Genomic DNA, 14,170 nt, shown 5'->3' with positions numbered 1-14,170 from the left:
CGTCAGGATGACCGGTGCAAAACTTGCGTCAACAATGTCATTTATTCCACGCCCAGCACATCCGGCGTGCGCCAGCCAAGATGTTGTCCGCCGTCAACGCAAAGCAACTGGCCTGTCACCGCGGGTGCATCCAGAAAGTAGCCCAGAGCGGCGGTGATATCCTGCGGGTTTGCCCCGCGCTCCAGGATCGTTGCGGCCCGTTGCGCGGCAAAATGCGCTCCGGTCTGGCGTTTTCCCTGCAAGGTCGGGCCCGGACCGATCGCGTTTACCCGAATGGCCGGCGCGAGCGCGCGCGACGCGGTCTGGGTCAATGCCCAGAGCCCCATTTTGGCCAGCGTATATGTCATGAACTCGGGCGTCAGCTTGCGCACCCGTTCGTCGATCATGTTCACGATCAGCCCCGTGGCAACCGGTTCGCCCGCATCATCGGTCGCGGGAACCAGCCCTTGTGCCGCCATCGCCTGTATCAGGACGAACGGCGCCCTCAAGTTGCTGCCCAAATGCCTGTCCCAACTCTCGCGCGTGGCGCTGTGGATGGTATCATGCTCAAAGATCGAGGCATTGTTGACCAGACAGGTTACGGGACCACCCAAGGCCTCTGCCGCCTCCGGCAACAGCGCAGTAGACTGAACTTCATCCAGCAGGTCCGCCTTTAGCGCAACAGCCTTGCGCCCCATCGCCCTGATCTCTGAAACGACGGCGTTGGCCGCATCCGTGGAATGCGCATAATGCACCGCGACATCCTGCCCGCGCCCCGCCAGGTACAGCGCCATCGTGCGCCCAAGTCGCTTTCCTGCGCCGGTGACGAGACTGCGTGACATGCGGGTCCTTTCGCGGGTGGCTTTGTTCAGGTCAGTATCGCGATCACGTAAATCGCATATAGGGCCGTCAATCCAATGCCCCAGATGCGGGTCATGTTCACGTGGAAGAACACGAACGGGACCAACAGCAACGATGACCCCAGCATGACCCAAAGATCAAAACGCAGGAATTCGGGATCAACCGGGATATCTCCGAAAAAGGTGGCGATCCCGACAATGGCCAGCAAGTTGAACATGTTCGACCCGATGACGTTGCCAAGGGCCACGTCCGCCTGACGTCTCAGCGCCGCCATGACCGTCGTCGCCAGTTCCGGCAGCGACGTTCCCACCGCCACGAGCGTCAGCCCGATCACCGTGTCGCTGACTCCGTATTCCTGGGCAATCAATGATGCGTTTTCGACCAACAGATGTGCGCCAAGAGGCAGGCCGATCAGACCCAGAAGCAGATACAGGACGACCCGCCAATAGGGCATATCGGGATCGGCCTCCTCGATCTCTTCCAACTGATCCGGTACGCCGCAGCGACGGTGGGCGCGGGCGTCGCGCATCATGTCAAACAGGACCAACCCCAGCAGGGCGAGCAGGATCAATCCGGTGCCCATCGTAAAGGTCCCGTAGAACGCGAGCGCGATAAAGGCCACCGAGGCCATGATCATGAAGATATAGGTTTTTCGACTGTCGCATTCGCTGGTGTGCAAAGTCTTCAGCATCGCCGGAATGCCCAATACCAGCAGGATATTGGCGGTGTTTGATCCCACGACATTGCCCAGTGCGATACCCGGTGCGTTATCCTGGATTGCACTGATCGCAATCAACAACTCGGGCGCCGATGTGCCAAAGGCAACGATCGTCAGGCTGACGATCAGCGCCGGAACGCCCAACCGCAGGCTGAGATTCACCGCACCACGTACCAGCGCATCCCCTGCCAGCAACAGAATGACCAGACCCAACATCGAAAAGAGCCACGGTGTCATCCGCGCCCTCCATGGCCGCAGGGACACGCCCCCTTGCCGATCCGGTACCGGCCACAAGAGGGGCATTTCACGGAAGCGAGCCGCCGCATGCCCGGCAGCCGCAGCTTGCCGAACATTGCGAGCACTGCCATGCCGATCAGGAACAAGGTGACGATCTTGATGATCAAATCAGAGACCAAAACGCGCGAATGCGGCGCGTTCCTCGATGCCGGCGACAGCATCGTCCATGATCTGCGCCCCGAAACGGGACAGGAACGGGCGGCGCATTTCATGGCGGCGGAATTTCACCTTGTCACCAAAACGTGCCTTCATCTTGGGTTTCAGATGTCCGATGCCATCAATCAGTCCCAGGTCTGTCGCGCGCCGCGCCAGCCAGATCTCGCCAGTGAAGAGATCCTTGGTGGTATCGAGTTTCTGCCCCCGGCGTGCCTTGATATGGGCGATGAAATTATCGTGGATATCGCCGAGTATGACGCGCAGACGCGCCACATCCTCTTCATTTTCTGGTCGGAACGGGTCGAGCATCGACTTGGATTTCCCGGCGGTATAGACCCGCCGTTCGATGCCTTGGCGCGCCAGGAACACCTGTGCGCCGAAGCCTGCGGAGATCACACCGATCGATCCGACAACCGAGCTTTCATCGGCCCAGATTTCATCCGCCGCCGCCGCCAGCCAATATCCACCCGATGCGGCAACGTCTTCGACAAAGGCCACGACCGGCACCTTGGTTTCCTCTGAGAGCCTCCGGATACGCGCGCCGATCAGCGAGGATTGCACAGGCGAGCCGCCCGGCGAGTTGATCTCGAGCGCCACCATGTCGGGCTTGCCGCGACGAAACGCCTTTTCGAGGATCGGGGCCAGGGCGTGATCATTGAGCGATCGGCGCCCGGCCATTCCTATGGCCCCATGCAATCGGACGACGGAGACAAGGGGCGGCTTTTTGAGAAAGGGAATGCGAAGGTTCATGCAGTCGATGTAGAACGCCGCCCGCCGACAAACAAGATGTCGTCCCGAACAGAACCGCGCGTCACGCCCAATTCACGCGACGGCCGGGCAAAATTGCCACGTCCAACCAGACCAACGACCGCTTGGGTTGAACGGTTAGCTCCGAATGCGCCAGCCGGTTTTGAATATCCACCAGATCACAGTCATGCACAGCACGGTGAATCCGGCGATGGCCAGCAGGCTCAGACCGATGGGCACATCCGCCGTTCCAAAGAACGACCAGCGAAAGCCGGAGATCAGGTAGACGACCGGGTTGAACAGGGTGACCGTCTGCCAGATCGGTGGCAGCATCGAGATGGAATAGAACGAGCCACCGAGAAAGATCAGCGGCGTTACGATCAACAAGGGCACAAGTTGCAACTGTTCAAAGTTTCCGGCCCAGATTCCGATGATGAAGCCCATCAGCGCAAAGCTGAGACAGGTCAGTAGCAGGAACAGCACCATCGCAACCGGGTGCTGGATGGTCAGATCCACAAAGAGCGAAGCCGTCAACAGAATCACCACGCCGATGAACAACGCCTTGGTCGCGGCAGCGCCGACAAAACCCATCACGATTTCGAGAAAATTGACCGGCGCGGACAGCAACTCGTAGATGGTACCGGTGAACTTAGGGAAATAGATGCCAAAGGCTGCATTGGAAATGCCCTGGGTGATCACGGACAGCATTACCAGCCCCGGCACGATAAACGCCCCGTAGCTGACGCCTTCAACCTCCTGGATGCGGCTGCCGATGGCCGCGCCAAAGACCACGAAATAAAGCGACGTGGACAGGACAGGCGACAGGAAACTCTGCATCAGCGTGCGAAAGAAACGCATCATTTCAAATCTGTAAATCGCGCCGACAGCTGACAGGTTCATGACGGGTCGCCCTTCACAAGATCGACAAAGATGTCTTCGAGACTGCTTTGCCGCGTCTGCACATCTCGCAGAGTCAGCCCGGCCTCCGCGATACTGTTCAGCAGGCCGGTGATCCCGGTGCGCGGGCCATGAACGTCATAGGTGTAGATCAATCCCTCTCCACCGTCGCACAATTCCAGCGCGTATTTTTCCAGCGGGGCCGGGATGGACTGCAGCGGCGCGGTCAATTGCACCTCGATCTGTTTTCGACCCATCCGCGCCATCAGCGCAGTCTTTTCCTCGACGAGAACCAACTCGCCGCGCGTGATAATACCCACACGGTCGGCAATCGCCTCGGCCTCTTCGATGTAGTGGGTGGTCAGGATGATGGTGACGCCATCGGCCTTGAGATCGGCGACGGTATCCCACATGTCCTTGCGCAAATCGACATCGACCCCGGCGGTGGGTTCGTCCAGAAACAGCACGCGCGGTTCGTGGCTCAGCGCCTTGGCGATCAGCACCCGGCGCTTCATCCCACCCGACAGCGTTGTGATCTGATTGTCCTTCTTGTCCCACAGGCTCAGCGTGCGCAGCACATTCTCGACATACGCATCGTTGCGCGGCTTGCCAAACAGCCCGCGCGAAAATCTCACGGTGTTCATGAGCGTCTCGAACGGTTGCAGGTTCACCTCTTGCGGCACCAGCCCGATTAGTGACCGTGCGCCCCTGAATTCGGTAATGATATCATAACCACCCACGGTAACCTGCCCGCCAGTTGGCGTTGTGATACCGCAAATGGTTGAAATCAATGTGGTCTTGCCCGCACCATTGGGACCTAGCAACGCCAGGATCTCGCCCTGTTCGATGTCGAGACTGACCCCCTTGAGGGCCTGAAACCCACCAGCATAGGTTTTTTGCAGGTCCCGAATGGACAGAATGACTGACATGATCTCTCCATTTTTTGTCCGCACACTGGGCGCAAGACTACCTGCGCGTGCTGACCGGGACCAGAGCCCGAATGCACAGTTCACTGCGCACATGTGCAGGGCGCGGGATGGACAAAACACACGGCTGTGATAGCGGTCTGTTCTGCGGCTGCGGCCTGCCCGCCGCCGCCGGGAGTTGCCACATGATAGAATCAACCCAAAGCCGGCCCGCCGCCGGGATTGCCTTTTTGATCGCGGGGATGGCTGCGATCTCGATCAACGACATGCTGATCAAGCAATTGTCGGGTGGATATCCCTTGCACCAACTGGTGTTCGCCCGCTCCGCCATCGGGCTGGTGTTCGGGCTGGCACTGGTGCAGATGGAAGGCGGCTGGACCATCCTCAAGACCCGCCAGCCGGGCCTCCACCTCCTGCGTGGACTCCTGGTGGTTCTGTCCAACATGAGCTTTTTCATCGCGCTGGCGGTGATCCCGCTGGCGGACGCAACCGCGTTGTTCTTTGTGGCGCCGCTGTTCATCACGGTCCTGTCCATCCCGATCCTTGGCGAAAAGGTCGGCCCGCTGCGGATCGGGGCCGTCCTCGTCGGATTTGCCGGGGTGCTGGTCATGCAGCGGCCCTGGGCAGGTGACGCCGACCTTCAAGTCGACCGCATGATCCTGTTGTTGCCGGTGTTTTCAGCTCTGACCTATGCGTTGATGCAACTGATGACACGGAAACTCGGCGCCGAGAGCAAGGCTTCGGCTCTGTCGATCTATATTCAGGTGGTTTTCATCCTCGTGTCGCTGGGGTTCTGGCTGGTTGCCGGCGACGGACGGTTTGCCGAAGGCAGTGACAATGCCAGCATCGTCTTTCTGTTGCGCGCCTGGGTCTGGCCCTCGCCGGAGGACTGGGGTGTTCTGATCGGCCTTGGACTGAACTCAGCCGTCATCGGGTATTGCCTGGCACAGGCCTATCGCCTCACAGACGTCGCAACGGTGGCCCCGTTCGAATACGCATTGATGCCAATGGCGGTTTTCTGGGGCTGGTTCTTATGGGCCGAACTGCCTGACATGGCGGTCTGGATCGGCATGACCATGATTGTCGGCTCCGGCCTCTTCGTTTTTCTGCGGGAACAACAAAAAGCCCGCAAGATCGCACGATCCGCCATTCCGTCGCGCTTTTGAAACATGCGACCCACCTTCCTCACGTCAGGTAAACTCGCTTTCGGATTGCAATGAAGCCAAAATATTATACGATTGCATAATATTAAGTACGACTCGGACAAGCCTCCCATGAGCATTTTCCACGACCGCATTGCCAGCGCTATCGACATGTCCAAGAAATACGCCGGCAACCGCGCGCGACTCTCCCGCGCATTGGACATGAGTCCGAACTACATCTCGACCATGCTCAGCACCAAGGCCTCACCAAGCTGGGATCTGTCTGTCAAACTGGCCCGCGAACTGGAAGTGTCTCTTGCCTACCTGGCAGGCAGCACGTCGCAACCGTTTGATGTGACCGATCTGGGCGCTGACGGGCCGATCACCGAACAGGCCATGAAGTTCTTTGACCAGATCGCCGGAAGCCTGCGGGAAGCCGCCAACATGCGTGGCCAGGAACCCACGGTCGATGACATGATGTTGCGCTGGTTCAAATATGGCAGGCAGTTGAGCGGCTTTGACAAGATCATAGAGTGGTTTGATATCTACAGGGCCCCCGGCGACCGGTCCAATCGGATCGAGGTGCTGCGCATGGGACGCAGCAGCCTCTCTGCGCGTACACTGGGCGTCGCCGACAAGAAATCGTTGCAATACGCACTGGACGAAGTCCGCGATAGTGACCTGCAAAAGCGCCTGTTGCTGGCCTATCGTTCGGCCGCCGAAGGCCAACCGGTACTGTCCGAAGAAGCGCTAAACGTGCTTGCCCCCGGACATGCCGAACAAATCCGGCTCGACTATATCCGGTTGCTGTTGCCGGTTGCATCAGAGACCGACGGCAATGTGATCATCAGCTATTCAAAGCCGCTCCGGTGAACGGATGAAGGACTCCGCCATATAGGCCAGATCACGACGGTTGGTCATCACGCAATACTCGGTGTTCTCCCGCGGCGCAGGAGGATCGACCCAGATTTGGGCGTCGGGAATATAGCGATTGAACCCATAGTGATAGCCTCCTCCTCGCCGCACATCGTCTTCGCGCAGGAACGCATAGGTCCAGTCCGGGTTCCACTTCAGCGCCGAGATCATATGTCCGATCAAAACAAAGCGGCGCACCGTCTTGAGTGACCGGCCTGCGGCGCGGGAAAAATGCAGATCACCGAAATAGGCCAGCCGTCCCTTGAGGTCCTGCTCCAGCGGAGGCGCGACCCGGGTCACCATCTCGACTTCGCCATTGCCATATTGTCGGCGCATGGTGCGCCGCCAGTATTCGGTGATGCTGCCTTCGCCCAGATCATCCAGACGCGCGCCGGCAACGGCAACAATCTCTCCGTCCTTCTCAAGCCGAAGCCAAAAGCAGTTCTCGCCGGTGAAGTCATTGAAGAACGGCGACATCTTGGGTGTCAGGTAAGGTTTTCCAATCGTCTCAATGATCTTGGGTACCTTGTCGAAATCCTGTTCGACATGCACAACCAGACCATTGAGCAACAGCTTTTCCCGGCATATCGCGATCAGCTCTGCCTTTTCGTATTCTCCCATCTACCCCTCGTCGGATCAGTCCTTGCGGTTTTAGGGCACTGACAAACGTCGCCCACACTGACAATCGGGCCGCCATCGGACATCCCGGAGAAAAAATCCACATGGGTCATGAACCTGTGCCCTCGGGTTTGCCTGGTTCAGGCGACCCGGTCTCCGACCCTGCGCGACACGTTGTCCTGCGTTATCGCATTCACAACCACAGGGGCAACAAGGCAACTCAATTCCCTTGCGCTGAATCCGAACAAAGCAGCAGATATGCCACGACCCATCCGGCGCCTGCACCTTCTGTCGATGCGTTGCAGGCAGACTCGGTCTTGTAGTTCCGTTGCAATTCGGGACCCTGGGAACCCTCCGTCAGGACAACCGCCCCTGCATCCGCTGGCCAAGCTTGCTGACCAGCTCATCTTCGGCAATATCACCGTCGATTGCCAATCGCCGCAATCCGAAATGCACATGCGCGATCTGCTGATAGTAGCTGGTATAGACATAGTTGGTTGTCGCCCCGGCGACAGCCCCGAGAACCGGCACGGTTTGCGCCGCCAGTTTCTGACCGAGCACAGTGGCAAGTTTTGGTGCGACCGTCGCGATCAACTTGTGCATTGCGCCACCACTCAGCGTGAGCCGCAGAGACACAAACCCCAGATCCGCGCCGTCGTCCGCAGCCAGCGGCCCTGCGGCCGCAAACACCCGGATACAGTCAAACTGCACGTTCTCCGCTGCGGGATCAAAGCCGTGCTCCGCTGCCACGCCCTGAATGGCGCGTAGCAACACCGTGGTGGTTGCAGGTAATTCGACCAATGCCGTCGGCAACCCGCCGAACCCGCCAGCGGCCCCCATGGCGGTTGTCACGGCCGTGTTGACCCAGGGTTTCTGATCCGGCACGGTCGTGCGCGTTGATTGCGCCGCGTACATCGCCAGGGTCAATGCCCGCTGCGTCGCATCACCCAGATTCTCGCGGACGGACGCAGGCAGCCGATCAATCAGCGACTCGGCCTTGCCGCCAAGCATGTTGAGCATGCGCACCCCGATCCCGCCGGCGGCGCGGTATTGCGCGGCCAAGCGGTCCAGTTCGGCTTCTACGTCCACGGCCTCAACGATTTCAATATCCGGCATTTCGACTCCTGTGCGCGCATCTTCACAAGATCGGCATTCTGGCACCGGTTTTCAATGTCAGGCGTTTGTCCACCGCGTGACATCTCCCCGAACCCCATCCCACGCCCCCGCGCAGATCGCCTGCCCCAGAACCCGTTCGGGGTTGGTTGGTGGCGGCATGACCACGTCGGTCAATGGCTCAAAGCCGAACCGCGAATAATAGGGATAATCACCCACCAGCAGCACCCGCTCCCAGCCGCCGGTCGCGGCGGCGGCAAGCCCGTCCCGGATCAGGACACCGCCCAAGCCTTCGCCCTGGTGCGTCGGGTGCACGGCAACGGGTCCCAGCAACAGCGCCGCTGCCGTGCCAACCCGCACCGGCCAGAACCTGATCGCACCGGCCAATATCAGGGCCTCGTCACGTGCCACCAGCGACAAGCCCGCGACCGGGGGTATGTCATCGCGCAATCGGTAGGACGACAGCGCCTCGCGGCCCGGTGCAAAGCAGAGATCATAGAGCGCCTCGACTTCCCACCAATCCTCTCCGGTTTCCGGTCTCAGCTCTATCACGCGATCATCCCAACGGCGGTATGTGGTGGAATTCGCCCTAACACGCCGCTAGGTCTTGGGCAAACAGTCGGAGTTTCCCATGTTCTATCGCCCCCAGGACGGTCACGGCCTGCCTCATAACCCCTTCAACGCGATCGTCACGCCACGCCCAATCGGATGGATTTCAAGTCGCGCGGCAGACGGCACCAACAATCTCGCGCCTTATTCGTTCTTTAATGCTGTCGCCTATGTGCCACCGCAGGTGATGTTCTCCTCCACCGGCAGCAAACCCGACCAAGACGGCACCAAGGACAGCGTCGCCAACATCGCCGAGACCGGGGTGTTTTGTGTCAACATCGTCGAATACGCCATCCGGGACGCGATGAACATGACTTCAAAAAGCGTCGGGAAGGACGAGGACGAATTCAGCGCCGCCGGCCTCTCTCCTGTCGAATGTGAAACCATCCCCTGTGCACGGGTGCTGGGCGCTCCGGCATCCCTTGAATGCAAGCTCACCCAGATCGTTGAACTGCCCGGAAAATCCAACCGGCTGGTTCTGGGCGAGGTCGTCGGGATCCACATGCGTGACGACTGTATTCGCGATGGACGGTTCGACGTCACCACGTTCCAACCACTCGCGCGGCTGGGATACCGCGACTACAGCCATGTGACCGAGGTCTTTGAACTGGCGCGTCCGGATGACTGATCAGCGCAGGCCGTGCCTGCGGTCGGCAAGGCTGACCCGTTGGCACAGAGCCATGTGATCGTTGGGTAACAGTTTGGACCCCTTCGCATCCCTGCGGATACCGTATGCTTGAGGTTGGCAGCGCCATCGCATAGGCAGCGCCAAGCTGAGGGGAATGCTCCTCAGCCAATGGAGATTTTATGTTAGAGACCCGGGCAAACGCCCGTTCCTGATCGGCTACAGAAGATCAGGAATGCTGGACACAAAACGGACCCTCAAGCGGAACGCTGAGCGGGCCTGTGACTGCACTCTCATGAAATCGAGAAACTCCTTTGAACATATCAAAGCACGAACAGCGTGTTTTGCATGAACTCGCCCTTGGTGGAGCCATTCACCATGAGCGCGGCAACAACGGCAAAATTCGCAAGATCACCTGCTTCACACGTCAGGGTCATGTGCTGACCGACTGCACGTTTGAAGTTTTCCAGCGCCTGAGAACCCGCCGGTTCGTACACTCGTCGAACGGCAAACCCTACCGCTTGTCGCGGCTGGGCGGTTCCGTCGTGCGCGCGCAACTCAATCAACGATAAGAAGGTTTCAAACAATGAAGACCAGCAAAACCTCGATCCGCGCCTATCGCGAGGGCGACATCGAACTCGTCATGGCCGCCTGGCGCAATGCGAATGCACTGGCCCATCCCTTCCTTACGGCCGGCTTTGTCGCCGAACTGGAACAGGACATTCGGCACACCTATGTTCCCATGGCGGAAACCTATGTGTTGGAAGAGAACGGCGACGTCGTCGGTTTCATCGCCCTGCTTGGCAATGAAATCGGCGGCCTGTTTCTTGATCCATCCCGACACGGCAGGGGCTATGGCAAGGCGCTGGTGACCTTTGCCGTCGACCTCAAAGGCCCGTTGACCGTCGACGTTTTTCGCGACAACAGGATTGGCCGTGCGTTCTATGACCGCGTCGGCTTTGCATTCGTCGCAGAAGAACTTCACGAGGCCTCCGGCCAGATGAGCCGCAAATTGGCGATGCCCGGAGCCTAGAAAAAATGCCGTCCCTGCTCAAAGGGGCGGCATCTGCTCAACGCGCGCCGGACCACGGTACTGGCCGCGCTCAGTGGCCGCCCAGAATCCCTGTTCGCACAGAATAGTCGACCGCCAGCTCATAATCAGGGTCATCGTCGCTATCGACCATCAGGTGCCCGGCCTTGGTCAGCAACCGGTGACAATCCCGGCTCAGATGGCGCAGCTTGATCTCTTTTCCGGCGGCCGCGTATTTCCCGGCAATCGCCTCGATCGCCTGCAGCGCAGACTGATCCACCACACGGCTTTCGGCAAAGTCGATGATCACGCGGTCCGGGTCGTCTTCGATCTGAAAGAGTTCGATAAACCCTTCTGAAGAGCCGAAGAAAAGCGGGCCCTGAATTTCGTAGACCTTGGCGCCCTTCTCGGTGACCGAATCCCGCGTCACCGCATGGATGCGCCGCGCATTGTTCCAGGCATAGGCCAGTGCGCTGACAATGACGCCGACGACCACGGCAACCGCGAGGTCCTCCATCACTGTCACCACTGTCACTAACAGGATCACGAAGGCATCAGTCAGCGGGACCTTGCGCAAGATGGTCAGACTGTTCCAGGCAAAGGTCCCGATCACCACCATGAACATCACCCCGACCAGCGCCGCCAGCGGGATCAATTCGATCACCGGTGCAGCAAACAGGATGAAGATCAACAGGAACACCGCCGCAGCGATCCCCGCGATACGGGTGCGTCCGCCCGATTTCACGTTGATCATCGACTGACCGATCATCGCGCAGCCCCCCATTCCGCCAAAAAAGCCGGTCACGGTATTGGAGACACCCTGTGCGATACATTCCTGCGACGCGCCGCCCCGCTTGCCGGTCATTTCACCAACAAGGTTCAGGGTCAGCAGGCTTTCGATCAATCCGATAGCGGCAAGGATGATCGCGTAGGGCAGAATGATTTCAATAGTTTCCAGTGTCAGCGGCACCATCGGAATGTGGAACGTGGGCAGCCCGCCCTGGATCGACGCCAGATCACCCACGCGCGGCACATCCAGGCCCATCGCAATCACCAGAGCCGCAACGACCCCGATACCGGCGAGCGGTGCCGGCACGATCCGCGTGATACGCGGCATGATCCAGATGATCGCCATGGTCAGCGCCACGAGGCCCAGCATCAGATAAAGCGGCATCCCGGTCAGCCATTCGCCGCCAGACATGCCGTGACCCGTGTTTTCCATGCTGCCCGGCACCTTGAACTGGCCCATCTGGGCCAGGAAAATCACGATTGCCAGACCGTTGACAAAGCCCAGCATGACCGGATGCGGCACGAGGCGGATAAACTTGCCCCATTGCATGACACCGGCAAAAACCTGCAATAGGCCCATCAGGACCACGGTGGCAAACAGATACTCCACCCCGTGCTGTGCAACGAGCGCCACCATGACAACCGCCAAAGCCCCGGTCGCGCCCGAGATCATCCCCGGTCGCCCACCGATCAGCGCAGTGATCAACCCGACCAGAAACGCCGCATACAGCCCGACCAGCGGATGAACCCCGGCAACAAAGGCAAAGGCAACCGCTTCAGGCACCAGAGCCAGCGCCACCGTCAATCCGGACAGCAACTCGATACGCAAGCGCGACGGCGTCAGCCGGTCATCCGGCATCCATCTGAGATCGGGCATGGCAAGTCGGTCGGCGAATGCTGCCAGAATAGCTTTGCGGGGCATCGAGGGTTCCTGTCTGTATCGGGCCGTCAAGGTGTTTCGACGATACGTTGAAACACCTGCACTGTCGTTGTTCGCGCTCAGATCTTTGATTTCGGCGGCAAGAGCCGATCGAGGTTCTATTCAGAACGCTCTCGCGCTATCAAAGGTGCCTCTTACACACATCTTGTCCAAATGACCATGCCACCACAATGATGTCTGCCATGCAGGTCTGACATGGCTGTGCGCGCAATCCGACTAGTCCGCAAGACCATCCCTGAGAACGCGGCGCAGGATCTTGCCCGATGCGGATTTGGGTATCTCGCTGACAATCTCCATGCGGCGCACCTGTTTGTAGTGCGACAGACGTCCCTCCAGATAGTCCTGCACGGCGTCGAGCGTCAGTTCCGCGTTCGCCGCAGGCACCACAAAGGCCATCGGCACCTCACCCGCTTCGTCGTCAGCCACACCGATCACCGCCACGTCGGCAATGTCCGGATGGGTCAGAAGTTCCGCCTCAAGTTCCGCAGGCGCCACCTGGAAGCCCTTGTATTTTATCAACTCTTTCAAGCGGTCCGTTATGAACAGATATCCATCCTCATCAAAGTATCCGATATCGCCGGTATGCAGCCACCCATCAGCATCGATGGTTTGGGCCGTTGCCTCGGGATTGTTCAGATACCCTTTCATCACCTGCGGACCGCGCACCCACAATTCGCCGACCTCTCTCCGCGCCATGTCCTCGCCGCTCTGGGTGCTGACAATTCGGCATTCGGTGTTCGGAGTGGTCAGCCCGGAGGACCCTGCCCGCATCAGCGCCGGCGGCGTCAGGTGGCTGACCGGGCTGAGTTCCGTCATCCCGTAGCCTTGCGTCGCCACACAGCCCAGCCGCTTTCCGACCAAGGCAGCCACATCCCCGCCCAGGGGTGCCGCTCCCGAGTTCACCTGTTCGACTGCTGACAGATCGAAATTGTCCACGACAGGATGCTTGGCCAGCGCGATGGCAATCGGGGGAACGATCCACATCCGCGGTGTCCTGTACTTTTCACACAGTGCCAGGTATTGTTCCAGGTCGAACCGCGGCATCGTCACCAGCCCTGCCCCCACCGCCAGATGCATGTTGATCAGCACCTGCATCCCGTAGATGTGAAAGAACGGCAGGAAAGCGACAGTCAACTCTGCGCCGTTCATTTCCGATGCCTGTAGGGTCTGGTCGATGTTCACGACCATCGACCGATGGGTCAGCATGACGCCCTTTGGCAAACCGGTGGTCCCCGACGAGTAGGGCAGGGCCAGTACATGCGTGTCCAGATCGACCGGCGTCTGGTCGCCTTGCGGTGCTCCCATCAATGCTGTCAACGAGGCAGCGCCCGGCGCGTCTCCGATCACAAAGATCTCACTGACATCGGTATTCTTGATCGCCTCGCGCGCGGTATCGAGAAAGGGCGCAATGGTGATCAGGATCGATGCGTCCGCGTTGATTAACTGGTGATGCACTTCATGCGCCGTATAGGTCGGGTTGATCGTGGTGATTGTGCCTCCCGCCCAGGCAACCCCGTGAAACACCACGCAGTACTCTGGCAGATTGGGGGCCATCAGCGCCACGCAGGCACCCTGCCCCAGGCCCCTCTGGTTCAGCCCCCCAGCCAGAGACTTGATCCCGCCGACGAATTGGCCAACGGTCATTTCGCGCCCGGACGGCCCGTCTATCAGGATCACCCGGTCCGGATCATCGCCGAGCCCTTCGAACACCCTTTGGGTAATCGTCAGATCCCGGATCTCGACATCCGGAAATCTGCTCTTGATGATGTGCATGATCGTCCCTCGCGAATGCCGGCCTGCCCCCGACT

The 14,170-nt window shown here is 59.5% G+C and carries 15 protein-coding genes; 5 read left to right on the top strand and 10 right to left on the bottom strand.

Annotation, left to right across the window (positions count from 1 at the left end; genetic code table 11):
- Positions 1-41: 41 nt before the first annotated feature.
- The 5 genes from QO231_RS00145 to QO231_RS00125 form a co-directional block, all read right to left on the bottom strand.
- A complete protein-coding gene (locus QO231_RS00145; RefSeq protein ID WP_316773035.1) occupies positions 42-851 on the bottom strand; it encodes an SDR family oxidoreductase in 810 nt (269 codons plus the stop codon).
- Complete coding sequence (locus QO231_RS00140; protein WP_316771757.1) at positions 848-1,795, bottom strand: calcium/sodium antiporter; 948 nt, start codon at positions 1,793-1,795, stop codon at positions 848-850. Before QO231_RS00140 ends, QO231_RS00145 begins: the two co-directional genes overlap by 4 nt.
- 168 nt (positions 1,796-1,963) lie before the next feature.
- The gene (locus tag QO231_RS00135; RefSeq protein ID WP_316771754.1) at positions 1,964-2,761 is read right to left on the bottom strand and encodes a S49 family peptidase; all 798 of its coding nucleotides are present in this window, start codon (positions 2,759-2,761) and stop codon (positions 1,964-1,966) included.
- A gap of 135 nt (positions 2,762-2,896) precedes the next feature.
- The gene (locus tag QO231_RS00130; protein ID WP_316771753.1) at positions 2,897-3,658 is read right to left on the bottom strand and encodes an ABC transporter permease; all 762 of its coding nucleotides are present in this window, start codon (positions 3,656-3,658) and stop codon (positions 2,897-2,899) included.
- Positions 3,655-4,584 (bottom strand): ABC transporter ATP-binding protein, encoded by a 930-nt coding sequence (locus QO231_RS00125; RefSeq protein ID WP_316771751.1) that lies wholly within the window; start codon positions 4,582-4,584, stop codon positions 3,655-3,657. The genes QO231_RS00130 and QO231_RS00125 overlap by 4 nt, the downstream gene beginning before the upstream one ends.
- A gap of 182 nt (positions 4,585-4,766) precedes the next feature.
- Here QO231_RS00125 and QO231_RS00120 point away from each other — a divergent pair, with 182 nt between their 5' ends.
- Both QO231_RS00120 and QO231_RS00115 read left to right on the top strand, forming a co-directional pair.
- Positions 4,767-5,747 (top strand): DMT family transporter, encoded by a 981-nt coding sequence (locus QO231_RS00120; protein WP_316771748.1) that lies wholly within the window; start codon positions 4,767-4,769, stop codon positions 5,745-5,747.
- Positions 5,748-5,855: 108 nt separating this feature from the next.
- Positions 5,856-6,596 carry a helix-turn-helix transcriptional regulator gene (locus QO231_RS00115; protein ID WP_316771746.1) on the top strand — a complete coding sequence of 247 codons (741 nt, stop codon included), beginning with the start codon at positions 5,856-5,858 and terminating at the stop codon, positions 6,594-6,596.
- Here QO231_RS00115 and QO231_RS00110 read toward each other — a convergent pair.
- The 3 genes from QO231_RS00110 to QO231_RS00100 form a co-directional block, all read right to left on the bottom strand.
- Positions 6,579-7,259, bottom strand: coding sequence for a hypothetical protein (locus tag QO231_RS00110; RefSeq protein WP_316771744.1), 681 nt, complete (start codon positions 7,257-7,259; stop codon positions 6,579-6,581). The genes QO231_RS00115 and QO231_RS00110 overlap by 18 nt on opposite strands.
- Before the next feature lie 354 nt (positions 7,260-7,613).
- Complete coding sequence (locus QO231_RS00105) at positions 7,614-8,372, bottom strand: EcsC family protein (RefSeq protein ID WP_316771741.1); 759 nt, start codon at positions 8,370-8,372, stop codon at positions 7,614-7,616.
- 57 nt (positions 8,373-8,429) lie between these two features.
- On the bottom strand, positions 8,430-8,921 hold the full coding sequence (locus QO231_RS00100; RefSeq protein ID WP_316771738.1) for a GNAT family N-acetyltransferase: 492 nt from the start codon (positions 8,919-8,921) through the stop codon (positions 8,430-8,432).
- A gap of 79 nt (positions 8,922-9,000) precedes the next feature.
- Between QO231_RS00100 and QO231_RS00095 the strand changes: the two genes are divergently transcribed.
- The 3 genes from QO231_RS00095 to QO231_RS00085 all read left to right on the top strand — a co-directional run bounded on the left by QO231_RS00095 (position 9,001) and on the right by QO231_RS00085 (position 10,636).
- The gene (locus QO231_RS00095) at positions 9,001-9,606 is read left to right on the top strand and encodes a flavin reductase family protein (protein ID WP_316771736.1); all 606 of its coding nucleotides are present in this window, start codon (positions 9,001-9,003) and stop codon (positions 9,604-9,606) included.
- 311 nt (positions 9,607-9,917) lie between these two features.
- Positions 9,918-10,175: a YjhX family toxin gene (locus QO231_RS00090; protein ID WP_316771732.1), complete on the top strand. Its 258-nt coding sequence runs from the start codon at positions 9,918-9,920 to the stop codon at positions 10,173-10,175.
- A 14-nt stretch (positions 10,176-10,189) separates the two neighbouring features.
- Complete coding sequence (locus QO231_RS00085; protein ID WP_316771729.1) at positions 10,190-10,636, top strand: GNAT family N-acetyltransferase; 447 nt, start codon at positions 10,190-10,192, stop codon at positions 10,634-10,636.
- A 70-nt stretch (positions 10,637-10,706) separates the two neighbouring features.
- Here QO231_RS00085 and QO231_RS00080 read toward each other — a convergent pair whose 3' ends face one another.
- A complete protein-coding gene (locus QO231_RS00080; RefSeq protein ID WP_316771726.1) occupies positions 10,707-12,344 on the bottom strand; it encodes a SulP family inorganic anion transporter in 1,638 nt (545 codons plus the stop codon).
- Between the two features lie 234 nt (positions 12,345-12,578).
- Positions 12,579-14,135 (bottom strand): AMP-binding protein, encoded by a 1,557-nt coding sequence (locus QO231_RS00075; protein WP_316771724.1) that lies wholly within the window; start codon positions 14,133-14,135, stop codon positions 12,579-12,581.
- Positions 14,136-14,170: the final 35 nt, after the last annotated feature.

The organism is Sedimentitalea todarodis, assembly GCF_032595355.1.
In the GTDB taxonomy this organism is placed as follows: domain Bacteria; phylum Pseudomonadota; class Alphaproteobacteria; order Rhodobacterales; family Rhodobacteraceae; genus Sedimentitalea; species Sedimentitalea todarodis.
The sequence above is the reverse complement of the archived record's forward strand: the minus strand, read 5'-3'. Positions and strand labels throughout refer to the sequence as shown.